20 protein-coding genes are annotated in these 18,937 nt (G+C 43.5%); 10 read left to right on the forward strand and 10 right to left on the reverse strand.

The features are described 5' to 3' along the window. Positions 1 to 93: 93 nt before the first annotated feature. On the reverse strand, positions 94 to 639 hold the full coding sequence (gene msrA / locus MHN00_RS19640) for a peptide-methionine (S)-S-oxide reductase MsrA (RefSeq protein WP_239302143.1): 546 nt from the start codon (positions 637 to 639) through the stop codon (positions 94 to 96). Positions 640 to 863: 224 nt separating this feature from the next. Between msrA and MHN00_RS19645 the strand changes: the two genes are divergently transcribed. From MHN00_RS19645 to MHN00_RS19655, 3 genes are all read left to right on the forward strand, one after another. Continuing rightward, positions 864 to 1,259 (forward strand): DUF393 domain-containing protein, encoded by a 396-nt coding sequence (locus MHN00_RS19645; protein ID WP_014977428.1) that lies wholly within the window; start codon positions 864 to 866, stop codon positions 1,257 to 1,259. Next, the gene (locus MHN00_RS19650; RefSeq protein WP_014950739.1) at positions 1,249 to 1,974 is read left to right on the forward strand and encodes an SDR family NAD(P)-dependent oxidoreductase; all 726 of its coding nucleotides are present in this window, start codon (positions 1,249 to 1,251) and stop codon (positions 1,972 to 1,974) included. The genes MHN00_RS19645 and MHN00_RS19650 overlap by 11 nt, the downstream gene beginning before the upstream one ends. A gap of 311 nt (positions 1,975 to 2,285) precedes the next feature. Further along, positions 2,286 to 3,707, forward strand: a complete 1,422-nt coding sequence (locus tag MHN00_RS19655) for a sodium-dependent transporter (protein ID WP_014950738.1) — start codon at positions 2,286 to 2,288, stop codon at positions 3,705 to 3,707. Between the two features lie 114 nt (positions 3,708 to 3,821). Here MHN00_RS19655 and MHN00_RS19660 read toward each other — a convergent pair whose 3' ends face one another. Both MHN00_RS19660 and MHN00_RS19665 read right to left on the reverse strand, forming a co-directional pair. Beyond that, positions 3,822 to 4,634, reverse strand: a complete 813-nt coding sequence (locus MHN00_RS19660; protein ID WP_239302145.1) for an NAD-dependent epimerase/dehydratase family protein — start codon at positions 4,632 to 4,634, stop codon at positions 3,822 to 3,824. A 166-nt stretch (positions 4,635 to 4,800) separates the two neighbouring features. Next, positions 4,801 to 5,631 (reverse strand): DUF2884 family protein, encoded by an 831-nt coding sequence (locus MHN00_RS19665; RefSeq protein ID WP_014950736.1) that lies wholly within the window; start codon positions 5,629 to 5,631, stop codon positions 4,801 to 4,803. A gap of 346 nt (positions 5,632 to 5,977) precedes the next feature. Here MHN00_RS19665 and MHN00_RS19670 point away from each other — a divergent pair, with 346 nt between their 5' ends. Continuing rightward, the gene (locus MHN00_RS19670; RefSeq protein WP_014977423.1) at positions 5,978 to 6,169 is read left to right on the forward strand and encodes a hypothetical protein; all 192 of its coding nucleotides are present in this window, start codon (positions 5,978 to 5,980) and stop codon (positions 6,167 to 6,169) included. A 75-nt stretch (positions 6,170 to 6,244) separates the two neighbouring features. Here MHN00_RS19670 and MHN00_RS19675 read toward each other — a convergent pair whose 3' ends face one another. The 3 genes from MHN00_RS19675 to MHN00_RS19685 are packed head-to-tail and all read right to left on the reverse strand — an operon-like array spanning position 6,245 to position 9,390. Next, entirely contained in the window at positions 6,245 to 7,582 is a 1,338-nt protein-coding gene (locus MHN00_RS19675; protein ID WP_239302147.1) for a mechanosensitive ion channel domain-containing protein, read from the reverse strand. Positions 7,583 to 7,585: 3 nt separating this feature from the next. Beyond that, positions 7,586 to 8,479, reverse strand: a complete 894-nt coding sequence (locus tag MHN00_RS19680) for an acyltransferase (RefSeq protein WP_239302148.1) — start codon at positions 8,477 to 8,479, stop codon at positions 7,586 to 7,588. After that, a complete protein-coding gene (locus MHN00_RS19685; RefSeq protein WP_039227390.1) occupies positions 8,476 to 9,390 on the reverse strand; it encodes an acyltransferase in 915 nt (304 codons plus the stop codon). Before MHN00_RS19685 ends, MHN00_RS19680 begins: the two co-directional genes overlap by 4 nt. 113 nt (positions 9,391 to 9,503) lie before the next feature. Between MHN00_RS19685 and fghA the strand changes: the two genes are divergently transcribed. Further along, a complete protein-coding gene (gene fghA / locus MHN00_RS19690) occupies positions 9,504 to 10,346 on the forward strand; it encodes an S-formylglutathione hydrolase (protein WP_014950731.1) in 843 nt (280 codons plus the stop codon). Positions 10,347 to 10,423: 77 nt separating this feature from the next. On the opposite strand, the gene MHN00_RS19695 is transcribed toward fghA, so the two are convergent. The 4 genes from MHN00_RS19695 to MHN00_RS19710 are packed head-to-tail and all read right to left on the reverse strand — an operon-like array spanning position 10,424 to position 15,373. Beyond that, positions 10,424 to 12,544: an EAL domain-containing protein gene (locus MHN00_RS19695; protein ID WP_014950730.1), complete on the reverse strand. Its 2,121-nt coding sequence runs from the start codon at positions 12,542 to 12,544 to the stop codon at positions 10,424 to 10,426. A gap of 9 nt (positions 12,545 to 12,553) precedes the next feature. After that, positions 12,554 to 13,039, reverse strand: coding sequence for a Rab family GTPase (locus tag MHN00_RS19700; RefSeq protein WP_014950729.1), 486 nt, complete (start codon positions 13,037 to 13,039; stop codon positions 12,554 to 12,556). A gap of 12 nt (positions 13,040 to 13,051) precedes the next feature. After that, positions 13,052 to 14,818 (reverse strand): OmpA family protein, encoded by a 1,767-nt coding sequence (locus MHN00_RS19705; RefSeq protein WP_239302149.1) that lies wholly within the window; start codon positions 14,816 to 14,818, stop codon positions 13,052 to 13,054. Positions 14,819 to 14,821: 3 nt separating this feature from the next. Further along, entirely contained in the window at positions 14,822 to 15,373 is a 552-nt protein-coding gene (locus MHN00_RS19710) for a hypothetical protein (RefSeq protein ID WP_014950727.1), read from the reverse strand. Between the two features lie 354 nt (positions 15,374 to 15,727). Between MHN00_RS19710 and dusA the strand changes: the two genes are divergently transcribed. The 5 genes from dusA to MHN00_RS19735 all read left to right on the forward strand — a co-directional run bounded on the left by dusA (position 15,728) and on the right by MHN00_RS19735 (position 18,867). Beyond that, positions 15,728 to 16,762, forward strand: a complete 1,035-nt coding sequence (gene dusA / locus MHN00_RS19715) for a tRNA dihydrouridine(20/20a) synthase DusA (RefSeq protein ID WP_156078832.1) — start codon at positions 15,728 to 15,730, stop codon at positions 16,760 to 16,762. Positions 16,763 to 16,954: 192 nt separating this feature from the next. Beyond that, positions 16,955 to 17,242 carry a hypothetical protein gene (locus MHN00_RS19720; RefSeq protein WP_239302150.1) on the forward strand — a complete coding sequence of 96 codons (288 nt, stop codon included), beginning with the start codon at positions 16,955 to 16,957 and terminating at the stop codon, positions 17,240 to 17,242. A 332-nt stretch (positions 17,243 to 17,574) separates the two neighbouring features. Next, positions 17,575 to 18,243: a phage shock protein PspA gene (gene pspA, locus MHN00_RS19725; RefSeq protein WP_014950724.1), complete on the forward strand. Its 669-nt coding sequence runs from the start codon at positions 17,575 to 17,577 to the stop codon at positions 18,241 to 18,243. Positions 18,244 to 18,304: 61 nt separating this feature from the next. Continuing rightward, positions 18,305 to 18,505 carry a PspC domain-containing protein gene (locus MHN00_RS19730; RefSeq protein ID WP_014950723.1) on the forward strand — a complete coding sequence of 67 codons (201 nt, stop codon included), beginning with the start codon at positions 18,305 to 18,307 and terminating at the stop codon, positions 18,503 to 18,505. After that, positions 18,505 to 18,867 (forward strand): hypothetical protein, encoded by a 363-nt coding sequence (locus tag MHN00_RS19735; protein ID WP_156078831.1) that lies wholly within the window; start codon positions 18,505 to 18,507, stop codon positions 18,865 to 18,867. The genes MHN00_RS19730 and MHN00_RS19735 overlap by 1 nt, the downstream gene beginning before the upstream one ends. The last annotated feature ends 70 nt before the right edge of the window (positions 18,868 to 18,937 follow it).

Here is an 18,937-nt window from a genome sequence, read left to right on the forward strand (position 1 = left end):
CGAATAGATTGAAAAACCAAAGGGTTGCTTTTAAGCAACCCTTTTTATTGTTGGCTAACGCTATTGATAGCGCGCTTAATATCGCTGTTTTATCTATGCGTCGCTGCGAAGTCGAGAAGCGAAGGTTTTTTTGAACTTCGCAAGTTTAGGTGCCACCACCATAGAGCAATATTGGTTTTGTGGATTATTTTTGAAGTAATCTTGGTGGTAGTCTTCGGCGTCGTAGTAGTTATTTACTGCTACTATTTCAGTCACTACGGGATCGGGCCAAATCTCTTCTTCTGAGATTTCTGCGATAATTTTTTCTGCTTCAGCTTTTTGTGTATCGTCGTGATAGAAAACCGCGCTGCGATACTGTGTGCCTACATCATTGCCCTGTCTGTTAAGCTGTGTAGGGTTATGCAGCGCAAAGAAAATTTCTAGTATCTCTCGGTAGCTAATGCTGTCGGCATCAAACGTCACTTGTACCACTTCAGCATGGCCAGTATTTCCTTTGCATACCTCTTCATAGGTTGGATCGGCCTTTTCGCCTCCAGCATAGCCAGAAATTGCTTTTTCCACGCCTTCAACGCTATTAAACGCTGATTCGATACACCAAAAGCATCCGCCTGCCAACGTGGCGACTTGTAAATTTGCCATAGTAAAAACCTCTCTTAATCTTTGTCTGTAGTGTGGGTGCGGGTAGGTCACAACACAAGTCATCCAAGCGTGTTTTTTTATCGTATAAACGAATATTAAATAAGAATAATGTGCGAGCTGAGTGAAAGGTTTTAACATGTGAGGCTAGCTGCTTTCTTTCAAGCAGTTTGCAACTGGTAAGAATGCGTATAAACGTGTTCAAAATTTGGCAGAGGTATTCAGTCGTGATTATTTTCTATGACGGGTATTGTCCGTTGTGTATCGCTGAAATGCGTCATTTAAGAAAAAGAGACAAGCACAACAAATTAACATTGGTAGATATTCAGGCCCCCGATTTTTCGAACCGTTATCCAACCATGGATTGGCATGCACTCAATGCAAGAATTCACGGACTTCGTGAAGACGGGACGTTGATAACTGGCCTTGATGTCACTCATGAAGCATGGAAAGCCGTGGGCATGGGTTGGCTATATGCACCGCTTCGCTGGCCTGTTATTCGTCATGTAGCCGATGCTTTCTACAATGTATTCGCAAAGCATAGATACACTATTTCATACCTGTTAACAGGTAAAAAACGCCAGTGCGATCGCTGCATACCAGGAGAAGCCAGTGAAAAATAACGTCCTTATAGTGGGCGCGTCGGGCGGTATTGCGTCTGCGCTTATTGAGCAATATAGCAGTGATGGTGCTAGGGTGTTTGCGGTTAGTCGCGCCCCTTTATCTGACACCAATCATTCTGGGGATGTTACCTATCATCAGCTGGCCGAACAGGACGATAGGCACATTAGCGAATTTGTTGAACAGCTGGCTGAACAGCAGGTTGTGTTAACTACGGTAGTTATCACAACAGGCTTTCTACACCGCGAAAGCGATGGCATTCATCCTGAGAAACGTTTGGAAGATGTCAGCGAGCAGGCCTTAGCGGCTTATTTTTCGACTAACAGCATTATTCCCGCAATGTGGCTCAAGCATTTGGTGAATATTATGAGTAAAGAAGGCTCAACCCTTGTTTGCTTAAGCGCGAGAGTAGGGAGTATTTCAGATAATGGACTTGGCGGGTGGTACGGCTACCGCGCGTCGAAAGCGGCGCTCAACATGTTGGTTAAAACAGCGTCGGTAGAATACAAGCGCAGATTGAAAGACGTGATGCTTGTTTGTTATCACCCTGGGACGGTTGATACGGGGCTTTCTAAGCCTTTTCAAAAGAACGTCGCCGCCAAGAAATTGTTCACGCCTGAGTTTACCGCTAAACAGCTCATTCACCACCTTTCGGCGCTTAATCGAGACCAAGCTTGTCATTTTATCGACTGGAATGGCGAAGTGGTAACTTGGTGATACGGTCTAACATCATTTCAGCAAGTCCAACATCAAGACTTTTTATTTCACTGCTGTTACCATGCTATTTTTGGGAATGGTGCAGCGTATTGATAAGCCCATAGAGGTAGCAATACAACGCGTTGACGCCACACGTGAGTCATAACAACAAACGCCATCCTGATAATAAATAATACCAGTTCGCTCGGCTTGATTCTTACGAATAGTAAGTACCGACAACCAGCATAAATTGTGAGCTCACGACGTGTTTGTGCATCACAAGGCGTGATACGGCGAACTGCTATAACAATAACTCAACAAGAGGAAGGGATATGAGCGGGGCCAGAGAACAGTTCGGATCGCGCATAGGTTTTATTTTGGCTGCTGCAGGTTCTGCGGTAGGCATAGGTAATTTGGTAGGGTTTCCTGTCGGTGCAGCTAAAAATGGCGGTGGTGCATTTCTTTTAATGTACGCTATTTTCGTTTTTGCCATTTGTTTACCGGTAATGCTGGCGGAAATGTCAGTTGGTCGCCATGCTAAAAAAGACCCGCTTGGTGCATACAGTGATATAAGCGGTAATGAAAAGAAATGGAAAGTCGCGGGGTGGCTAGCTATTGCTACGCCGTTCATGATTGCCGTTTTCTACATGGTTATTACTGTGTGGCTTTTCGGCTATTTGTTCGAAGCAGTAAGCGGAAATCTAGACAAGTTAGCTAACCCAGAAACCTTTGGGCTGTTTATTAACTCAGAAGCCATCTTTTTATATATGGCGGCCGTTGTTGGTGTGGTCTACCTCATCCTTCAAGGCGGTGTAAAAGAAGGGATAGAAAAAGCGGCAAAGCTGCTCATGCCTGCGCTTTTCGTGATGCTTATCGGTCTCGTTATCTTCGTATTAACCCGCGAAAATGCGATGGCTGGCGTTGAGTTCTACATCGTTCCTGAGTTTTCAAAAATCACTGCTGAAGTGGTGAATGGTGCGCTATCGCAGGCCTTTTTCTCTCTATCGTTGGGTATGGGTATTCTTATTACCTATGGTAGCTACATTGATAAGCGTGCAGATGTACCGAGCGCTGCCAAGCTGGTGGCGTTAACAGACACGGCCGTGGCGTTCACAGCCGGTTTGATGATCCTTCCTGCCATCTTCTCTTTTAACCCAGACATTAACCCTGATGATTTAAGTGAATCGTCAGTGGGTATGATTTTTACTTATCTACCTAGTATCTTTCTAGCGTTACAAGATTCGATTGGATATATGGGCGCATCGATTGTCGCTAGCTTGTTCTTCTTATTAGTGTTCTTTGCGGCAATTACGTCGCTAGTGTCTATTTTTGAAGTACCTGTTGCGGCGCTTATGGATGAAAAAGGTGTAAGCCGTAAATGGGCGCTTGGGTCGCTAGGAAGTATTATGATTTTGCTAGCCATCCTAAGTGCGTTGTCATTCGGTAAAGTTGATATGCTTACGTCGTTTATGCACTACGCTGGCGCAGATAAATCACTGTTTGATGTCATTTACGATGTGTTCTACGACACGATTTTGCCTTTAAACGGCTTGCTAATTTGTTTGTTTGTTATTTATCGTTGGAAGAGTGCAAACTTCAATGCTTCTTTGGAAGAGGGCAGCAGTGGTTACAAAGGTAGCTGGTTTGAAAAATACGTGGATATATCGCTGAAAACCTTTATTCCACTTATTTTACTCGTGATTTTTGTAAACACGGTAGCGGTAAAATACTTCGGGTTGAGCCTATTCGGATAGTCAGGTTTTACAAGAAATGACGTGAGCTAGCAGTGAGCTCAACTTAAAAACGGCAAGCCTAAAGCTTGCCGTTTTTGTTTGTGTCAGAGTATGTATTTTCATTAAGTGTAAAGCCTAAAACATGCGATAGGGGTCGCTATACTCTGGTGTAATATTTAGCCTTGCCCAGCTTTGTGCGGCGTCAATCACTTTGCCAGCAGGTTCCGCTTCAGTATCAGAAAAGCGAGGAGCATCAATATCCATCGCCTTCGCTGCATCCACGTAATAAATACCGCGCTTAGGATGAGACAAGCTGCAAAGGTGAATAACATCGTTAAGCGGCTTGCCACAAATGATGGTCGTCAGCGCTGATACAATGTCGTACACATGTACAAGGTTTATTCGCTTATTTCCTGCATCTAACTGTTTTCCACTTAACGAGCGGGCGGGGTGACGGTCTGGGCCTACTAAACCGGCTAGGCGAACAATACTGATATCAACCTGACCTCGCTTAGACAATAAATAGTCTTCAATAGTCACGTGGGCTTTGGCCGAGGCTGTTTGCGGCTGTGTAGTGCTGACTTCAGACACTACCTCATTTGTTGCATCGCCGTAAACCGACGTGGTGCTGATAAACACGATATGCGCCACCTTTACGCTGATGGCTGCGTCTATCAACTGCAGCATATTGTTGGTGTATGACGCGAGATCTGTGTTTCTCCTGCCAGGGGGAATATTTAGCAACAAGGTAGCGTTTGGCAAATGGTTACAAAGCGCTGATGTATCTTCGCCCAGGGCATATTCAATTGCGGTGATACCTTGGTCTTGTAACGCGAGACGTTTCTGTTGGCTTCGAGTGGTGCCAACAATATTGACCTTGCCTGAAAGTGCTTTGCCCACATAGCTGGCTAACCAGCCGTAGCCACTAATTACTACATTTTGAGTCATCGATTAAATACCCCTTTGTTTAGGGTTTAAGAGTACATTAATTGGAGGGCGGTTGTCGTTAACTGTAAAAATGAAAAACCGACTGGGTTACAGTCGGTTTTCTAAGGTGAGTGGTTAGAGTTGCAAGTCGTTTCGTTTTGCGCGTTTAGTTCGCTAAATGCTCCAACTACATTTTCATTTCGTCGTTGTGGTCATGGTGGTTGTCTTGATCAATATCTAGCAGGTTCAAGTCATCTAGCCCAGATATGGATGCCTGCATTTTGCCTTCGGCATAATCCGCTTTCTTCAGTACCTTACACAATGCATCGCCTTTTTCTTCTAGCGCAGCCGCTTGGCTTTCTAAGCGATATTCTAAATCTTCACCCCAGCGCTCCATCTTTTGCTCAAACTCAGACATATCACCGCCTTCCCACAACATTTGTGTTCCTACGGCAATAAGTATTCTACCCATAGACTCACTGATTAAAGACTCAATTTGCGCTTCGAATTCTTGCTCCCAGCTTTCGTCAAACCAACCTGGCTCATCGAATTTAGTTGAATCAACGCGAATATTGCCTGCGTCATCATAGAATGAAGTGTTTAGTTTGGTTTCAAGTGAGTCGAACAGTTCACGAAAATCGTCACCCATTTGATCGCCGCCTAACAGTTCAGTAAATACTTCAGTCACTGCCACGTTGGCAATTTGCAGCCCTTCACTGGCGATATTCAAGGTCATAGGGATGGCGATATCAATGTTGTTGTAATATTCACTTACCCAGCGCTGTTGTTCGCTGTCAAGCGATACTGGTTCGCCGTTAATGGTCATATTGTGATGGGAGTCAATCGTCATCACTGAGCCATTGTCCATCTGTACCGTTAGGTCACCTTGGTAATATTGAATATGACCATCAAGCTCCATGTCACAACTGTTGTTTTGAAAGCTGCTGTCATGCGCAAATGCGTGGCCGCTCATTAAAGCACTGGTAAGGGCAACTGAAAGTAATAGTTTCTTAGACATTGTTCATTCCTTAATTTACGTGTGACGCGTTAACGAAAGTGCTCGAAGCAAACTGCAATGCGTTGTAGTGTCACTGTCAGATAGACGCTAACGATACTCGCTGTTATACCTAAGGTAGAGCAATGGCCTTGCCAATATTTAAAGTCTATATCTTTCAAATGGTTAGTGATATTTGATGATTTCTTTATGCTCTGCTAAATACACTATTTAGTGAGATTACCAACTAATTAGTAGTTTTGACTAAGATCAATTAATACCAATAGCGGTACATTTAAGCCAATCCAAGCATGGTTAAATCTTATTTATTGGTGCATAATACCGCCAATATTTTTAAGGGGTTATCACAATGGCTGATTGGATTAATGCAATTATGTTTGGTGTTGCGCTAATTGCCTTTACGCTAGGGCTAAGCAGCATCGTTATGGGCTTTTTGACTGCTAAAGCAGGTGCTGAAGGTATGCAGGAAAAAATCGAGTACGGTTTTTTTGGCGTTACTGGTTTAGTACTTTGCTTACTGATGGCCTACGCATTGGCTTAAGCGATAAGCATTAAAAAAACCGGCTATCTCAGCCGGTTTTTTTTCGTCTTGAACAAGTCTTTATTCATCACTGCCTTATCGATTAGGTTCGCTCTTCTCCTGAGCAACCTCAGGCGCATTGTCGCTTTCAGGACTGTTTCTATAAGCGCTTTGTTCGCGATGGGCAAGCAGCGACAAATGTCCATCACGTTGATAAGCGCGTAAATCGAACAAATCCAGCATAGCCATAACGTGGTCGAAAATATCCGCCTGTACTTTTTCGTACCTCACCCATTCCTTTTGTGCACTGAAGCAGTAAATTTCTAAAGGTAAACCAAGCTCATTAGGCGGTAGCTGCCTAACCATTAGGGTCAGTTCTTGGTTTATATCCGGGTGCTTGCGCAAGTATGCCTCTAAATAAGCTCTAAAAGTGCCGATGTTGGTAAGGCGACGGCTGTTTAGCAGATCCGACTCATCAATGGAGTAATCTCGGTGATAAGCGCGGAGCTCATTTTTCTTCTTATCGATATATTCGTTGATATAGCGAATTTTCGAAAAGCGCTCTAGCATATCGTTGTCACAAAGCTTAATAGAGTGCACATCAATATAAATGGCGCGCTTAATTCTGCGTCCGCCAGACTCTTGCATACCGCGCCAGTTCTTAACTGCTTCTGTAGTAAGGCTGTAAGTCGGCAGCGTAGAAATGGTTTTATCCCAGTTCTGTACTTTGACGTTGGTAAGGCCTATCTCGAGTATTTCACCATCTACTTCATACTTAGGCATGGCAATCCAGTCGCCCGTATTAAACATGCGGTTAGCGGCTATTTGAATGCCGGCAACAAAGCCCAGAATGGTGTCTCTGAATATCAATAGTAAAACAGCGGCAATGGCGGTTAAGCCAGACACAATAAGTAGCGGGCTTCTGTCTACAATTAAAGAGATACTTAATAGTATGGTGACAATAGCAAATGCCAATTTGGTAACTTGAATAAAGCCAGTGATAGGTGCGCGTTTAGCAAGCGCTGAGGCGTTATAAACGTCTTCCACTGTGCTCAACATGGCATATAAGGCAAGAAGGCCGCTATATAACATGTATAGCTGAGCGCTCTTTATCACCATACCGTGCATCACGGCTTCATCGCTAATAAGTACCGGTGTGGTTAAGTAAATAAACAGGGCAGGAAACAGGTGCATTAAGCGACGGAAAAATCCGTGCTGCTGCAAGGCGTTGTCCCAGAGGTTATTGGATTTGTATACCCAACTGGCTATCTGGGGGCGCACCAATAGCCTTGCGATAATATAGATTACCGCCGACACCACTAAAATACTACTTAGTGCGATGACGTTATACAGCGGATCTTCAATAGTAAGATTCGGGAAAATATCATTAACTATGTGAATAAAGTTATCGCGTACTGAAGCACTGACTTCCATTAATTACGACTCCAACATTTTCTTTATACGGTTGTCTTTATTTTCCCATAGACCGTTCAACCAGTTTTGGAAATAAAGACGAAACTCAGACTCAGTGCGTTCTGAATGCTGTTGTAATTCAGGTACCGGCGTAACGTTCACATCGATCACGATTTTTGTCATCTGACCGCTAAGCATTGCCATCATAGGATGACGCTTATTTTCCGGGTAAAGCAGCGAGATATCTAACACGTTGGTAAATAATTCGCCCATAGCTGAGAGCGTAAAGGAAACGCCGCCGGCTTTGGGGGGCAGGAGGTTTTCATAGGGACTTTGCTTTGACAGATGCTTCAATGAAGTAAATCGAGTTCCCTCTACAAAGTTAATGACCGTTGTGGGCACCGTTCTAAACTTCTCACAATACGCTTTGGTGGTTTCGAGATCCTTTCCTTTTTTCTCTGGGTGCTTTTCTAAATACGCACGGGTGTATCTGTGCATGAACGGCATATCAAGCGCCCAGGCACCCAGTCCGACAAATGGCAGCCAAATAAGCTCTTTCTTAAGGAAAAATTTGGGTGCAGGAATGCGGTTCGTTGCGAATTCAATGAGCAGAATAATGTCGAGGTAGCTTAAATGATTGGCAATAATCAGATACCAACGGTCTTTTGACAGTTCGCCGTGTACCGAACACTCAATATCGACGCGGTTGAACAAGCGTATCATGAGAACGCTGACCCGTCCGAAGTTAAACATTAGCCCGTGCATCACTTTATTCCATGCTGTTCTTATCTTTCCGTTGGGCATAATAAGTTTTACCAAGCCCAGTAAGATAATTAAGCCTCCCCACAACGCAAGATTGAGGATTTGTAGTGAAGTATGTAATACGAAAATAAAAGGAGCGAGTACTGCGCGAATCATAATGGTTTCTGTGTTGCGTTTAGTGAATCTAAAAGTTGATCTTTGGCATGCCAGCGTTCATTCAACCACGTCTGAAAACGGGCTCGAACTTGCGGATCATCAAAATAATTGTCGCTGAAAATGCCGTTTTCCATAATGTCTTTGATGGGCATTACGTTGATATTCACTCGAATATCACGAACCTTACCACTAACGAAGTCCCAGAAAGACGGTACGCCGTTCGGATAATCAATTGTGACATCAATAAGCTTATGCAAATGATCGCCCATCGCAGACAAAACGAATGCTATGCCGCCTGCTTTAGGTTTAAGTAAATGAGCGAAAGGCGAGGCCTGCTTGTCGTGCTTGGCTTGCGTAAAGCGGGTGCCTTCAACAAAATTCATAATACTTACAGGCTTATTTCTAAATTTCTCACACGCTTGGCGCGTGGTTTCCATATCCTTTCCTTTCAAATGCGGGTTTTTAGCCAAAAATGATTTGGAATACCGGCGCATAAATGGAAAATCGAGTGCCCACCAAGCCAGACCTAAAATAGGAACATAGATAAGCTCTTTTTTGAGGAAAAATTTCAAAAATGGGATTCTTCGGTTAAATACACGTTGAAGAACTAAGATATCGACCCAAGATTGATGGTTAGCAACAACGAGATACCAATCATCTCGAGTGAGTTTTTCTAGTCCGTTTATTTGCCATTTGGTGCGTCCGCTGATGCGCTGATTCAGGTTATTAACGCCGATCCACGCAGTCGCGCATGCGTCGAGTAAATAAGAAATGAATCGTCGCCACGGCGCAATAGGTATAAGTTTAAAAATAGCCAATATGAAAATAGGCGTTGACCACACTACCGTATTGACGAAATAGCAGATGACCGAAATAGTGCCAACAATATGATGCAACAGTGCTTTTACCATTGTACTTACCTCAAAAATTAGGCGCTTAGTGTAAACGAACTTGATCTAAAATCCGATAGAGCCTTTACTGATTCCACAATAAAGGTGCAAATTTACGTATTTAAGGAGCTGAAATGGAGCTTATTGGCGAAAATAGAGCATTCGGGGGACGGCATTTACGCTATACCCATAAAGCTGAAACAACACAATGCGATATGACCTTCGCAATTTTTCTTCCCCCTTTCGCCTCGAAAGAAAAGCCAGTGCCCGTGCTTTACTGGCTGTCAGGGCTGACATGTACCGACCAGAACTTTATGCAAAAAGCCGGTGCAATGAAGCTAGCGGCGGAATTAGGTATGGCTATTGTTGCGCCCGATACATCCCCCCGTGGCGAGAACGTTCCTGACGACGAAGAAGGATCTTATGACTTTGGCCTTGGGGCAGGCTTCTACGTTGACGCTACGCAGGCGCCGTGGGATAAGCATTACAAAATGTATAGCTATATTGTGAACGAGCTACCTGCGCTTATTGAAAGCGAGTTCCCTGTAACCAAAGAGCGCGCTATTAGCGGTCACTCAATGGGCGGACACGGTGCTTTAGTTATTGGCATGCGTAATCCTAATAAGTTTGTATCGGTATCGGCCTTTAGCCCTATCTCAAATCCTTCAGATTGTCCGTGGGGCGAGAAAGCCTTAGGTCGATACTTAGGCGATGACAAGGCAGCATGGCAGGATTACGACGCCTCGTTGCTATTAGCAAGCAAAACACACAGTGTACCTCTGCTAGTAGAGCAAGGGACAAAAGATGAGTTCTTGCACGAGCAGCTGAAACCTCAGTCACTTGTTCATGCTGCGCAACAGTCAGATACGCAACTTACGCTTAACATGCATGAAGGTTACGATCATAGTTACTTCTTTATTGCATCATTTATTGAAGAGCACTTGGAGTTCCATGCAGGACACATGGGGCTAATTTAAGCGTAAAATACAAGCTGTAAAAAAGCCGGATCGTACTCCGGCTTTTTTGTTTATGGCTGATGAAGCTTTGCTTAAGCTTACTTTAGCTTTTGCGCTAAAGTTATAAATTCAGGTATGGCAACGGGGCGCTGATATAAGTAACCCTGACCATAAGCACACCGATGATTTTGCAAAAACTGTTGCTGCTGTTGGGTTTCAATACCTTCTGCAATAATCTTAATGTTTAAGTTGCTCGCCAGTCCAAGAATAGCCTGAACGATAGCTTGGTCGTCGGTGTTTTTCTCAAGTTCACTGACAAAGGAACGGTCAATCTTAAGCTCATCGATAGGCAGTTTCTTCAGATACACCAGTGAACTAAAACCTGTACCGAAATCGTCAATCGACACGGTGATCCCCATTGCTCGAAGCTCGTTGAGTAATACTGAAACGGTATCCAAGCTTTCCACAAACACGCTTTCGGTTAACTCGATAGATAAGTTTGAGCCGGGGAGTTGGTGATCTTCCAATGCGTTTTTAATTTGGTTTAGTAGTGCTAAATCTGACACTTGGCGGCCAGAGATATTAATGGCCAACCTAATGTCTAAATTAGAAGCCTTTAACGCTTCTATAGCATCACAAGCTTCATTGATAAGCCACTCGCCGAAAGGGAAAATGAGTTCACTTTTTTCAGCAAGAGGAATGAACACTTCTGGGGAAATAAACTTACCTTCCGGCGTTATCCATCTTGCCAATGCCTCGCATTTAACAATTTTGCCAGTCTCTAAATCGACAATAGGCTGCAAAAAGAGTTTGAGTTCATTGTTTTCGATGGCAGAACGTAGCTGACTCTCAAGCTCGCTAATTGCATGATGTTGTTTGTGTAGTTCTTCACTGTAGGTAAGTACCACATTGCGACCTTGGTATTTAGCGGCCTGCAAGGCGATGTCAGCACACTGTAGAAGTGATTCGGTTGACGGGCAGTGTCGGGGAAAGTTCGCTTCGCCAATATTTATGCCTAAATTCGGCTCGCTGCCATTGAGAACGGTATAGGTTTGAGTGAGCTTTTTGACTAGCTGCTCAATATACTCGGCACTGATAAGTTCGTTAAAGGTATCTTCACGTTTCACCAATGCAAACTCATTGCTGCCTATTCTCGCTATAAACCCGCTGTTGCCGACAAAGGTCTGCAGTCGCAGTGCGAACGATTTAAGGATCTCGTCACCCGACTGATAGCTAAGTGATTCATTTATCTTCTTAAAGTCGCATATATCTATGATGAACAACTTGAATGCGATTTCTTCCTGAACCAGTCTTCTTACTGTATCGGTAAACAAATTGCGATTGGCTACCTTTGTTAACGAGTCCATTCCACTGGCAGTTAATACGCTCTCTTCTTTATTGTGGATATGGGTAATATCGGTAAGTAGGTAAACCCAATGGGTTAACTCATCCCCTTGTAATACAGGGTGAATGGTAACCTGAAGCCACACACCATAATCGTCAACAGGTTGCCAATAAAGCTCCCCTTGCCAGGGGGCTTTTCGCTGCACCAGTGCGGGAAGAAACGTTGCCGGCGCATCAATATCAGTAAGAAGCTCGTTGACGCGAATAGAGCTTGGCGTTGTGCTATTACACAGCAGCAATCTATGAGACGCTTTGTTGTCCAATATCAATCCGCCTTTGTCGTCTAAAATGACAACGCCGGTTTCCAGGTTGTGAATAGCTTGCTGAATGGGCGGAACGAGCTTTTGAAGTCGGGTGTTCTTGCGTAAAACACCATTTAATTTGTGCCTAATATACTCATGCTGACCTACAATTTCGTGATGGCTTAGCAATAATTCCCGCGCGGCTTGCAGCGTTTTACGTTTTTCGTCAAATTGCTCTTCTACGTTTTTAACGACCAGATAGCGAGAACCCGATTCGCTATTGATTGCCAATGCTTCTAAGCGAAGTACTTGGCTCTCATTGTGCTCCGTCCAAAAGCCAGATGAAAGTGTAAATGACGTTTCGCCTTTCCATACCTCGTCGGCATCGAGAAAAAAGTCGTCTAAAAAAATGGAGGGGATATGCTTCTTTTGCAGTTTGTTGTTTTCGTCAATCGTCACAACATTTGCTAGCCATGGAAGTTCTGGCGTTAAGCATTCAATGTCGCTTTCGGAGTTACACCTAAATAGCGCGCAGTTAGTAATGCCTAATGCATTTAATAAATGAATATCCATGGCAATCTCCTACCAAAACGCAATTGTACTGAATAAATTCTCTACATTTTCACCGGTCTTTGCGCTGGTCTTCGTTAGTGAAGCGAATTTTTGAGCGTAAGAATTGAGTTCTTCCTCACTCCAGTGCCAACTTGTGGGGAGATCGGTTTTATTTACAACAAAAAATGCGGGGATATCGGGGTAGTGTTCGCGTGCGAGTTCTAGAATTTCCATGCCTTCAAGCAAGGATTGAGACCGAGTTTGGTCAACTACAATAATGTAGGCGCTTGCGCCGCGAAGGTAGCGAGGGTTGAAGCCACAGTATCTGTCGATACCTTCTAAATCCCAAAGTAGAAGCTGAACGCCGCGTCCGTCTTTATTGACTTGTTTCTTGTCTATTTTTACGCCAATAGTGGTCTTGTATTTTTCGGAGAAAATACCTTCAACGAACTGTTTTATCAGGCTTGTTTTGCCAACACCAGTGGGCCCTAAAATACATACTTTTTTCTGTATCACTGCAAAGCTTCCTTACTGCTGCCCACTGGATATTAAAACGTTTAACATGACTGAACGCCCCATTGATGCTTTCTGCAATGGTAGCTCTCCTAAGCTTACAGGTATAAGAATATCACTTTCTACGCCAAGTGAAATTAATGAATTCACAACATTATCTGCTCGTTTTTGACTCAATGCGCGATTTCGTGCGCTTGAGCCTGAATTATCACTGGCACCCATCACAACAATACTGACAACAGTTTTTGTCTTGTCAGCAAGGGTTAACAATTGTTTTATGTCGTTTGCCAGAGGTTCTAATTTTGCTAACTGTACTTCAGAAAGCGCTTCTTGGTTAGTAGCAAAAAGTACATTTTGTGAGGAAACCTTATTAACTAGTCGGTTCAATGCGGCCTTCTGGAGCTCAGCATTGTCAATTTGATAGGCTGCTTTGACGTTTAGCGCGGTGGTATCAACGTTAACTGTCGAAATACCAGGAATAGCGTTTATTTGCTGAGTAAAGTTAATTGCGGTTGGGGTGAATACGGTTCCTGAAATAACAAAGCTATGGTCATCACCTTTTTTAATTAATAGGCTTTCTGATTCGCTGAGTGGATAGTCGCTCACGAGCTTTTCAAGTTTGCGTTCAACCACACTTGGTTTTAAAGAAACAAAGGGTTCTTCAATAACAGTAACTCTTTCTGCATCGATGTTATTATCGCTAAACCATTGTTCGATGCTGGTAGCGACTGGGTCGCGAAGGACTTTAGCGTGCACATTCCCATTGGAAACATAAGTATCAGTTACTATGATGCCAGGTGGAGGGGGAAGCTCGTGCAAGTCGCTTTTTAAGATGCTTAGCGACAAACGCATAAAAGACAGCACTGCAAGTGCGAAAAAAATCACCAGAAGCACTAGCGCACCTATTAATCGGTTTGATTTTTTTCCTTCCCCCTCTTTTCTTTCGCTTATTAAGCAGTCTGAAAGAATGGTTTCGCAACCGTCGAAGGGCGCATTGTCACCTTCATAAGTGAGCAACGGTTGTTGATAGAACTGATGAAAGTCTTCCAACGCCTGTTGAAGTTTTCCGCGTACCTCTGGAGGAATACTGCCCGTAACCGCAGCAACAAGCAGCGCTTGTGGCCCAATTTTTATTAGCAGCGTAAAGTCTTCCGTTTTTATTTCGCCGAGCTCGTTTTCTGACTCGGTACTGGTAACGCCAAACGCATCTGCCACAAAGTCATTAATGGCCACTAGCATTGACGAAATTAAGTCTGCGTCTTTTTCTTTATCAGGATCTGAAGAAATGCTGTGAAGTAGCGTGCCGGTCTCTCGATGAATGACCAGCAGCTGTTGGACTTGGTATTGGTAAATTTGAGATGCGACAAATTCAGAATACCTGACTCCGGACTGCCAAGCTTTGAATCGCCAAGATACGCTTTTGGGACTTAAGCTGTTTTCGATAAGCGCGTTAGTGCGCTCGACAAACTCAACAAGAAATGAAGATACCGCCTTTCTTACAAGCGTGCCAACCAAGGGATAAAGTGTACCAACAATCTTGTCGCTATTAGCTTCTATAGAGCGGTGAAGCGACTTCTCTACAAGAGGAACAAGTACTTTGTTAACCGAGCCGTCCTTTGTTTCGCGTTCAAAGAGCGCTTCAGAAACGACGTTTGTCACGATGCCTTTTGCATCGCGATTCAACTTTTCTTGAACGAACTTATCGTCCCTTCCAATGAGTAGCTCTCTGACTTTGTCTAGAGAGTTGTCAGATAGCTCCGACGGCGGCACTTTTTCAGTCATTAATTAATGATCTGTAGCGAGGTTGGTGGCCATAGTCGAAAGTAAGTTTGCCAACGTTTTTCTATCGGTTTTACTTTCTGAAAGCTCACTGGTTACCTGCTGAAGCTTCTCTAGCAGCTCTTGGTGACGCTTACTAAATAAATTATCAAGCGACTCTAGTTCTTTAACCACATGAGCTTCCAATGCATCGTTGTCATTCTTTGCAGCAGTTTCCGCTATCTCCAATTCACTTTGCAATTTGTCAGTGGTGTTTTGAAGTTGCTCTTGCACGTTACTGTGGTTGTCGTTAGCACTGGCCAACTGATTCGATAATTCTGTGATCTGTTGGTCAATAAGCTTACGTATATCGTTAAACTGATTATCAAGATGCGTATTCAGTTTAGAGAAGCTGTCGTTGACCCGTGACTCCAACGCAGAAAGATCTGCACGGAATGCACGGTTTGTTTGACCAAACAAAATTTCTCTAAGTTGAGCAAGTTCGTCTGCTGGTTTGGGCGCGCCTTCAGTTTGAGTTACGTCTTGCGCTTGCTGATCCTTCGGCTTCTTGTCCGCCATAAAATGTCTCCGGAAGGCGCAGTTCTTTGCGTTGAACACGCTAATGAGCTGCAATCACATTTTTGTCTGTGCTAATAATTATGATTATTACTTTATACAATAGCCGCTAATCGTGAACTTTGAAATACGCTAAAAGCATAATAGTGGCAAATACCTACAAAAATCCTTATACAAAAAACGCCATCTTTTCAGTAAGTTGAATAATCTATGAAGATTTACTTATGCGTTCTACGATTTGAGCTGTTTTTTAAGGCTGGAATAGGCCTATCAAATAATGGCAAGCGACATTGTTTTTTTATTGAACATAGGTACTATACGCCGCTCGCGCGTACGCGAGGTATATAAGTAATAACTGTGTCTGAGGTTCCTGTCGTGTCTATCACTCCGCTAAATCGTAAATTCTCTGTCGCTCCAATGCTGGATTGGACAGACCGCCATTGTCGCTACTTTTTACGATTAATGTCTAAGCACACACTTCTCTATACAGAAATGGTAACCACAGGCGCGATCATTTACGGCAAGGGTGACTATCTGGGTTACAACCAAGAGGAACACCCTGTTGCTGTTCAACTGGGCGGAAGCGATCCGTCTGACATGGCCAAGTGTGCTGAGCTATCACAAGCGCGCGGTTATGATGAAATTAACATAAACGTAGGTTGTCCGAGTGATCGAGTTAAGAACGGTAGCTTCGGTGCCTGCTTGATGGCCCAGCCAGAGGTGGTAGCAAGTTGTGTCAAAGCCATGCAGGCTGCGGTAGATATTCCCGTTACGGTAAAGTGCCGTATTGGCATTGATGATATGGACGAAGATGAAGACTTCGCTCGTTTCATCGATACCGTGGCAGATGCCGGATGCGATACCTTTATTGTTCACGCAAGGAAAGCGTGGCTACAGGGATTGAGCCCAAAAGAAAATCGCGAAATTCCGCCGTTAAACTATCCGCGGGTTCATAGACTGAAACAGGCTCGCCCTGAATTATCTATTAGCATAAATGGTGGGGTTAAAACGCTAGAAGAAACCCAGCAACAGCTAGAACTTGTTGATGGCGTTATGGTAGGGCGTGAGGTTTACGCCAATCCTTACATTATGGCTACCGTAGATAAAGAGATTTTCGGAGATACTGAAGCTCAGAGTATATCACGCCGAGAAATTGTGCTGAAAATGCAGCAGTATATTGAGCGCCAAGACGATCCCTATTTCAAACCCTGGCATGCAGCTCGGCATATTTTGGGTCTTTATCAAGGGCAAGCGGGTGGACGTATTTGGCGTAGATACTTAAGCCAAAATGGAACAGGAAAAAATCCAGATCCCAATCTGCTGCTAAATGCGCTAGACGCTGTAGAAAGTGCACAAAAGGAAGTCGCTGCGTTTAATAGTCAAAAAGACTAACGATTTAGTAATTTTGACCAAAGTTTAATATTTGTTCAATTCTTAAAAGCTCGCTGTCTCGCGAGCTTTTTTATTTAAATTTATATATATCAATGCCTTAAGTGTTTTTAAAGGAGTTGGCACAGCTCTCGCAATCCTCTAAGTATCGCAACAACGGCTTGTTGTTGCACTGACTAACTTCAGAGGGAAATTATGAAAACTTCACTAATCGCAGCAACTTTACTGACAGCAAGCATGGCAAGCAGCGTAGCAAATGCAGAAGAGTCAGTGCTTCAAACGTTTTTAACTAATGTGGTTTCAAACGCAGTGGCTACCACATCACAGGAAATTAAGGCTGACGTGTACCAAGCAGTAGCAAACGCAACGTATCACTTTGAGCTAAGCCCACAAGAAATGCGCGGAAGTAGTAAGGTCAGCGTGACTGATTTAGTTGTTGCTACCCCGTCTGAAGGTAGTTCTACAGAACAAGATGCCGACTAATTCGATATTGGTATATAGCAAAAGCGCCGAAAGGCGCTTTTTTTGTGCGTGTAGCACAGTGACTTAGACATTAAAAACGCAAAAAACAGGGTTGGTCAAATTAACAAATCTATTGGTTAAATACGCTAAAAAATTGTATTTGGTCGCTTGTTGAACAGTTGGTGATTTCCGGAATTAAATTAAAGTCCTTTGAAAACAGTGCTTTAAATAAATGGCACGGTGATTGTAATAGTTAGAGTGTTGAGGAGAACTCAGTCAGCGGTAACCAGCGGTCAGCGTAACTAAGAATAAGTGCTGGAAACCACAACACTACTTTTAACGGAGAAATAATCATGGGTATGTTTTCGCGCATTAACGATATTGTTCAAGCAAACATCAACGCAATGTTAGATAAAGCGGAAGATCCTGAAAAAATCATTCGTTTGATTATTCAAGAAATGGAAGAAACCTTAGTTGAGGTTCGCACTGATGCAGCGCGCTTTATTGCTCAGCAGAAAACCCTTGCACGCCATATGGCATCAGCAAACAAAGAAGTGGAAGGGTGGCAGCACAAAGCACAGATCGCAATGAATAATGACAAAGAGTCATTGGCTAAAGCCGCACTAATCGAAAAACAAAAGTATGTTGCAAAGCTAGCTTCTCTTGAAGAACAAGAAGCGCATATTGCAGAAAGTATCGAAAAAATCCAAGGCGATACTGCGCGTCTGAACAGTAAGTTAGCCGAAGCAAAAGCCAAGCAAAAAACGCTGGTTCAACGCAAGCATTCAGCGCAAACACGCTTAAAAGTGAAGCAAGCTGATCACGAAGGAAAAATTGATGATGCCATGATGCGCTTTGAGAGTTACGAGCAGCGCATTGATCATCTAGAAGCGCAAGTTGATGCGTACGACCTAACAAAGTCGAATGAAGCAACGTCACTGCAGGCCGAGTTCGATGCAATGGAAGCAGATGAAGCTATCGAAAAGGAATTGGCTGAACTTAAGAAGAAGAAGGTCGCGTAGGCGACCTTGAGAGCCGCAGCCCGCATTGTAGATATCGAAGTAAGCATTTTTGGAGAAGATGATGAAAGTACCATCACAAAAACGAATTTATAGAGACCTTGATTCTGGAATCATTTCAGGTGTGTGTGCAGGAGTTGCACGTTATTTTGATATAGATGCAGTATGGGTTAGAGCGGCAGCTGTAGCAGGCTTGTTCATCGCTACACCTATTACGCTAGTGGCTTATATTGCAGCCGTTATCTTATTACCGAGATTAGTGTAATGAAAAACTTTCTGATTGCATTGGTCATCGCCATTATTTTGGTGAATTGTTTAGGCAGCTTAGTAGATAGCTGGTTGGGTATGCACTTAATCATGTCAGATGAATTGCTAAGTCCTTGGGAAAACGTAGCAGTGTTATCGCTAGTCGGCGTAGTCCTCGCTATCGTTGGTTTTGTTGTTGCTGTAAGCGTTATGGGCACAATTCTTTTAGCGCTAGGCGCAGGATTTTTAGCATTATTAGTGGTGGGAGTAAGTGCATTTTGGCCAATTATACTTATCGCGATAGCGCTATATGCTTTGAAAAATCGAAACTCTGCCGCTTATAAGCAGCAAAATGACCGAAATATGCACCATGATGTATAATCATCATAATTTTATTTAAGTTGTGTTAACGTAGTAAAAGATGGTGATATAAAGACGACCGTCACAAAGG

Origin of the sequence: Alteromonas sp. Cnat2-8, from assembly GCF_022348355.1 — a bacterium.
In the GTDB taxonomy this organism is placed as follows: domain Bacteria; phylum Pseudomonadota; class Gammaproteobacteria; order Enterobacterales; family Alteromonadaceae; genus Alteromonas; species Alteromonas macleodii.

Bases quoted from the DNA above. Each gene is read 5' to 3' on its own strand.
- MHN00_RS19670 (WP_014977423.1), top strand. From the start codon at position 5,978: ATGGCTGATTGGATTAATGCAATTATGTTTGGTGTTGCGCTAATTGCC.
- MHN00_RS19665 (WP_014950736.1), bottom strand. From the start codon at position 5,631: ATGTCTAAGAAACTATTACTTTCAGTTGCCCTTACCAGTGCTTTAATG.
- MHN00_RS19710 (WP_014950727.1), bottom strand. From the start codon at position 15,373: ATGGCGGACAAGAAGCCGAAGGATCAGCAAGCGCAAGACGTAACTCAA.
- MHN00_RS19695 (WP_014950730.1), bottom strand. From the start codon at position 12,544: ATGGATATTCATTTATTAAATGCATTAGGCATTACTAACTGCGCGCTA.
- MHN00_RS19680 (WP_239302148.1), bottom strand. From the start codon at position 8,479: ATGATTCGCGCAGTACTCGCTCCTTTTATTTTCGTATTACATACTTCA.
- MHN00_RS19720 (WP_239302150.1), top strand. From the start codon at position 16,955: ATGAAAACTTCACTAATCGCAGCAACTTTACTGACAGCAAGCATGGCA.
- MHN00_RS19685 (WP_039227390.1), bottom strand. From the start codon at position 9,390: ATGGTAAAAGCACTGTTGCATCATATTGTTGGCACTATTTCGGTCATC.
- MHN00_RS19675 (WP_239302147.1), bottom strand. From the start codon at position 7,582: ATGGAAGTCAGTGCTTCAGTACGCGATAACTTTATTCACATAGTTAAT.
- msrA (WP_239302143.1), bottom strand. From the start codon at position 639: ATGGCAAATTTACAAGTCGCCACGTTGGCAGGCGGATGCTTTTGGTGT.
- MHN00_RS19730 (WP_014950723.1), top strand. From the start codon at position 18,305: ATGAAAGTACCATCACAAAAACGAATTTATAGAGACCTTGATTCTGGA.
- MHN00_RS19660 (WP_239302145.1), bottom strand. From the start codon at position 4,634: ATGACTCAAAATGTAGTAATTAGTGGCTACGGCTGGTTAGCCAGCTAT.
- pspA (WP_014950724.1), top strand. From the start codon at position 17,575: ATGGGTATGTTTTCGCGCATTAACGATATTGTTCAAGCAAACATCAAC.
- MHN00_RS19655 (WP_014950738.1), top strand. From the start codon at position 2,286: ATGAGCGGGGCCAGAGAACAGTTCGGATCGCGCATAGGTTTTATTTTG.
- MHN00_RS19735 (WP_156078831.1), top strand. From the start codon at position 18,505: ATGAAAAACTTTCTGATTGCATTGGTCATCGCCATTATTTTGGTGAAT.
- fghA (WP_014950731.1), top strand. From the start codon at position 9,504: ATGGAGCTTATTGGCGAAAATAGAGCATTCGGGGGACGGCATTTACGC.
- MHN00_RS19705 (WP_239302149.1), bottom strand. From the start codon at position 14,818: ATGACTGAAAAAGTGCCGCCGTCGGAGCTATCTGACAACTCTCTAGAC.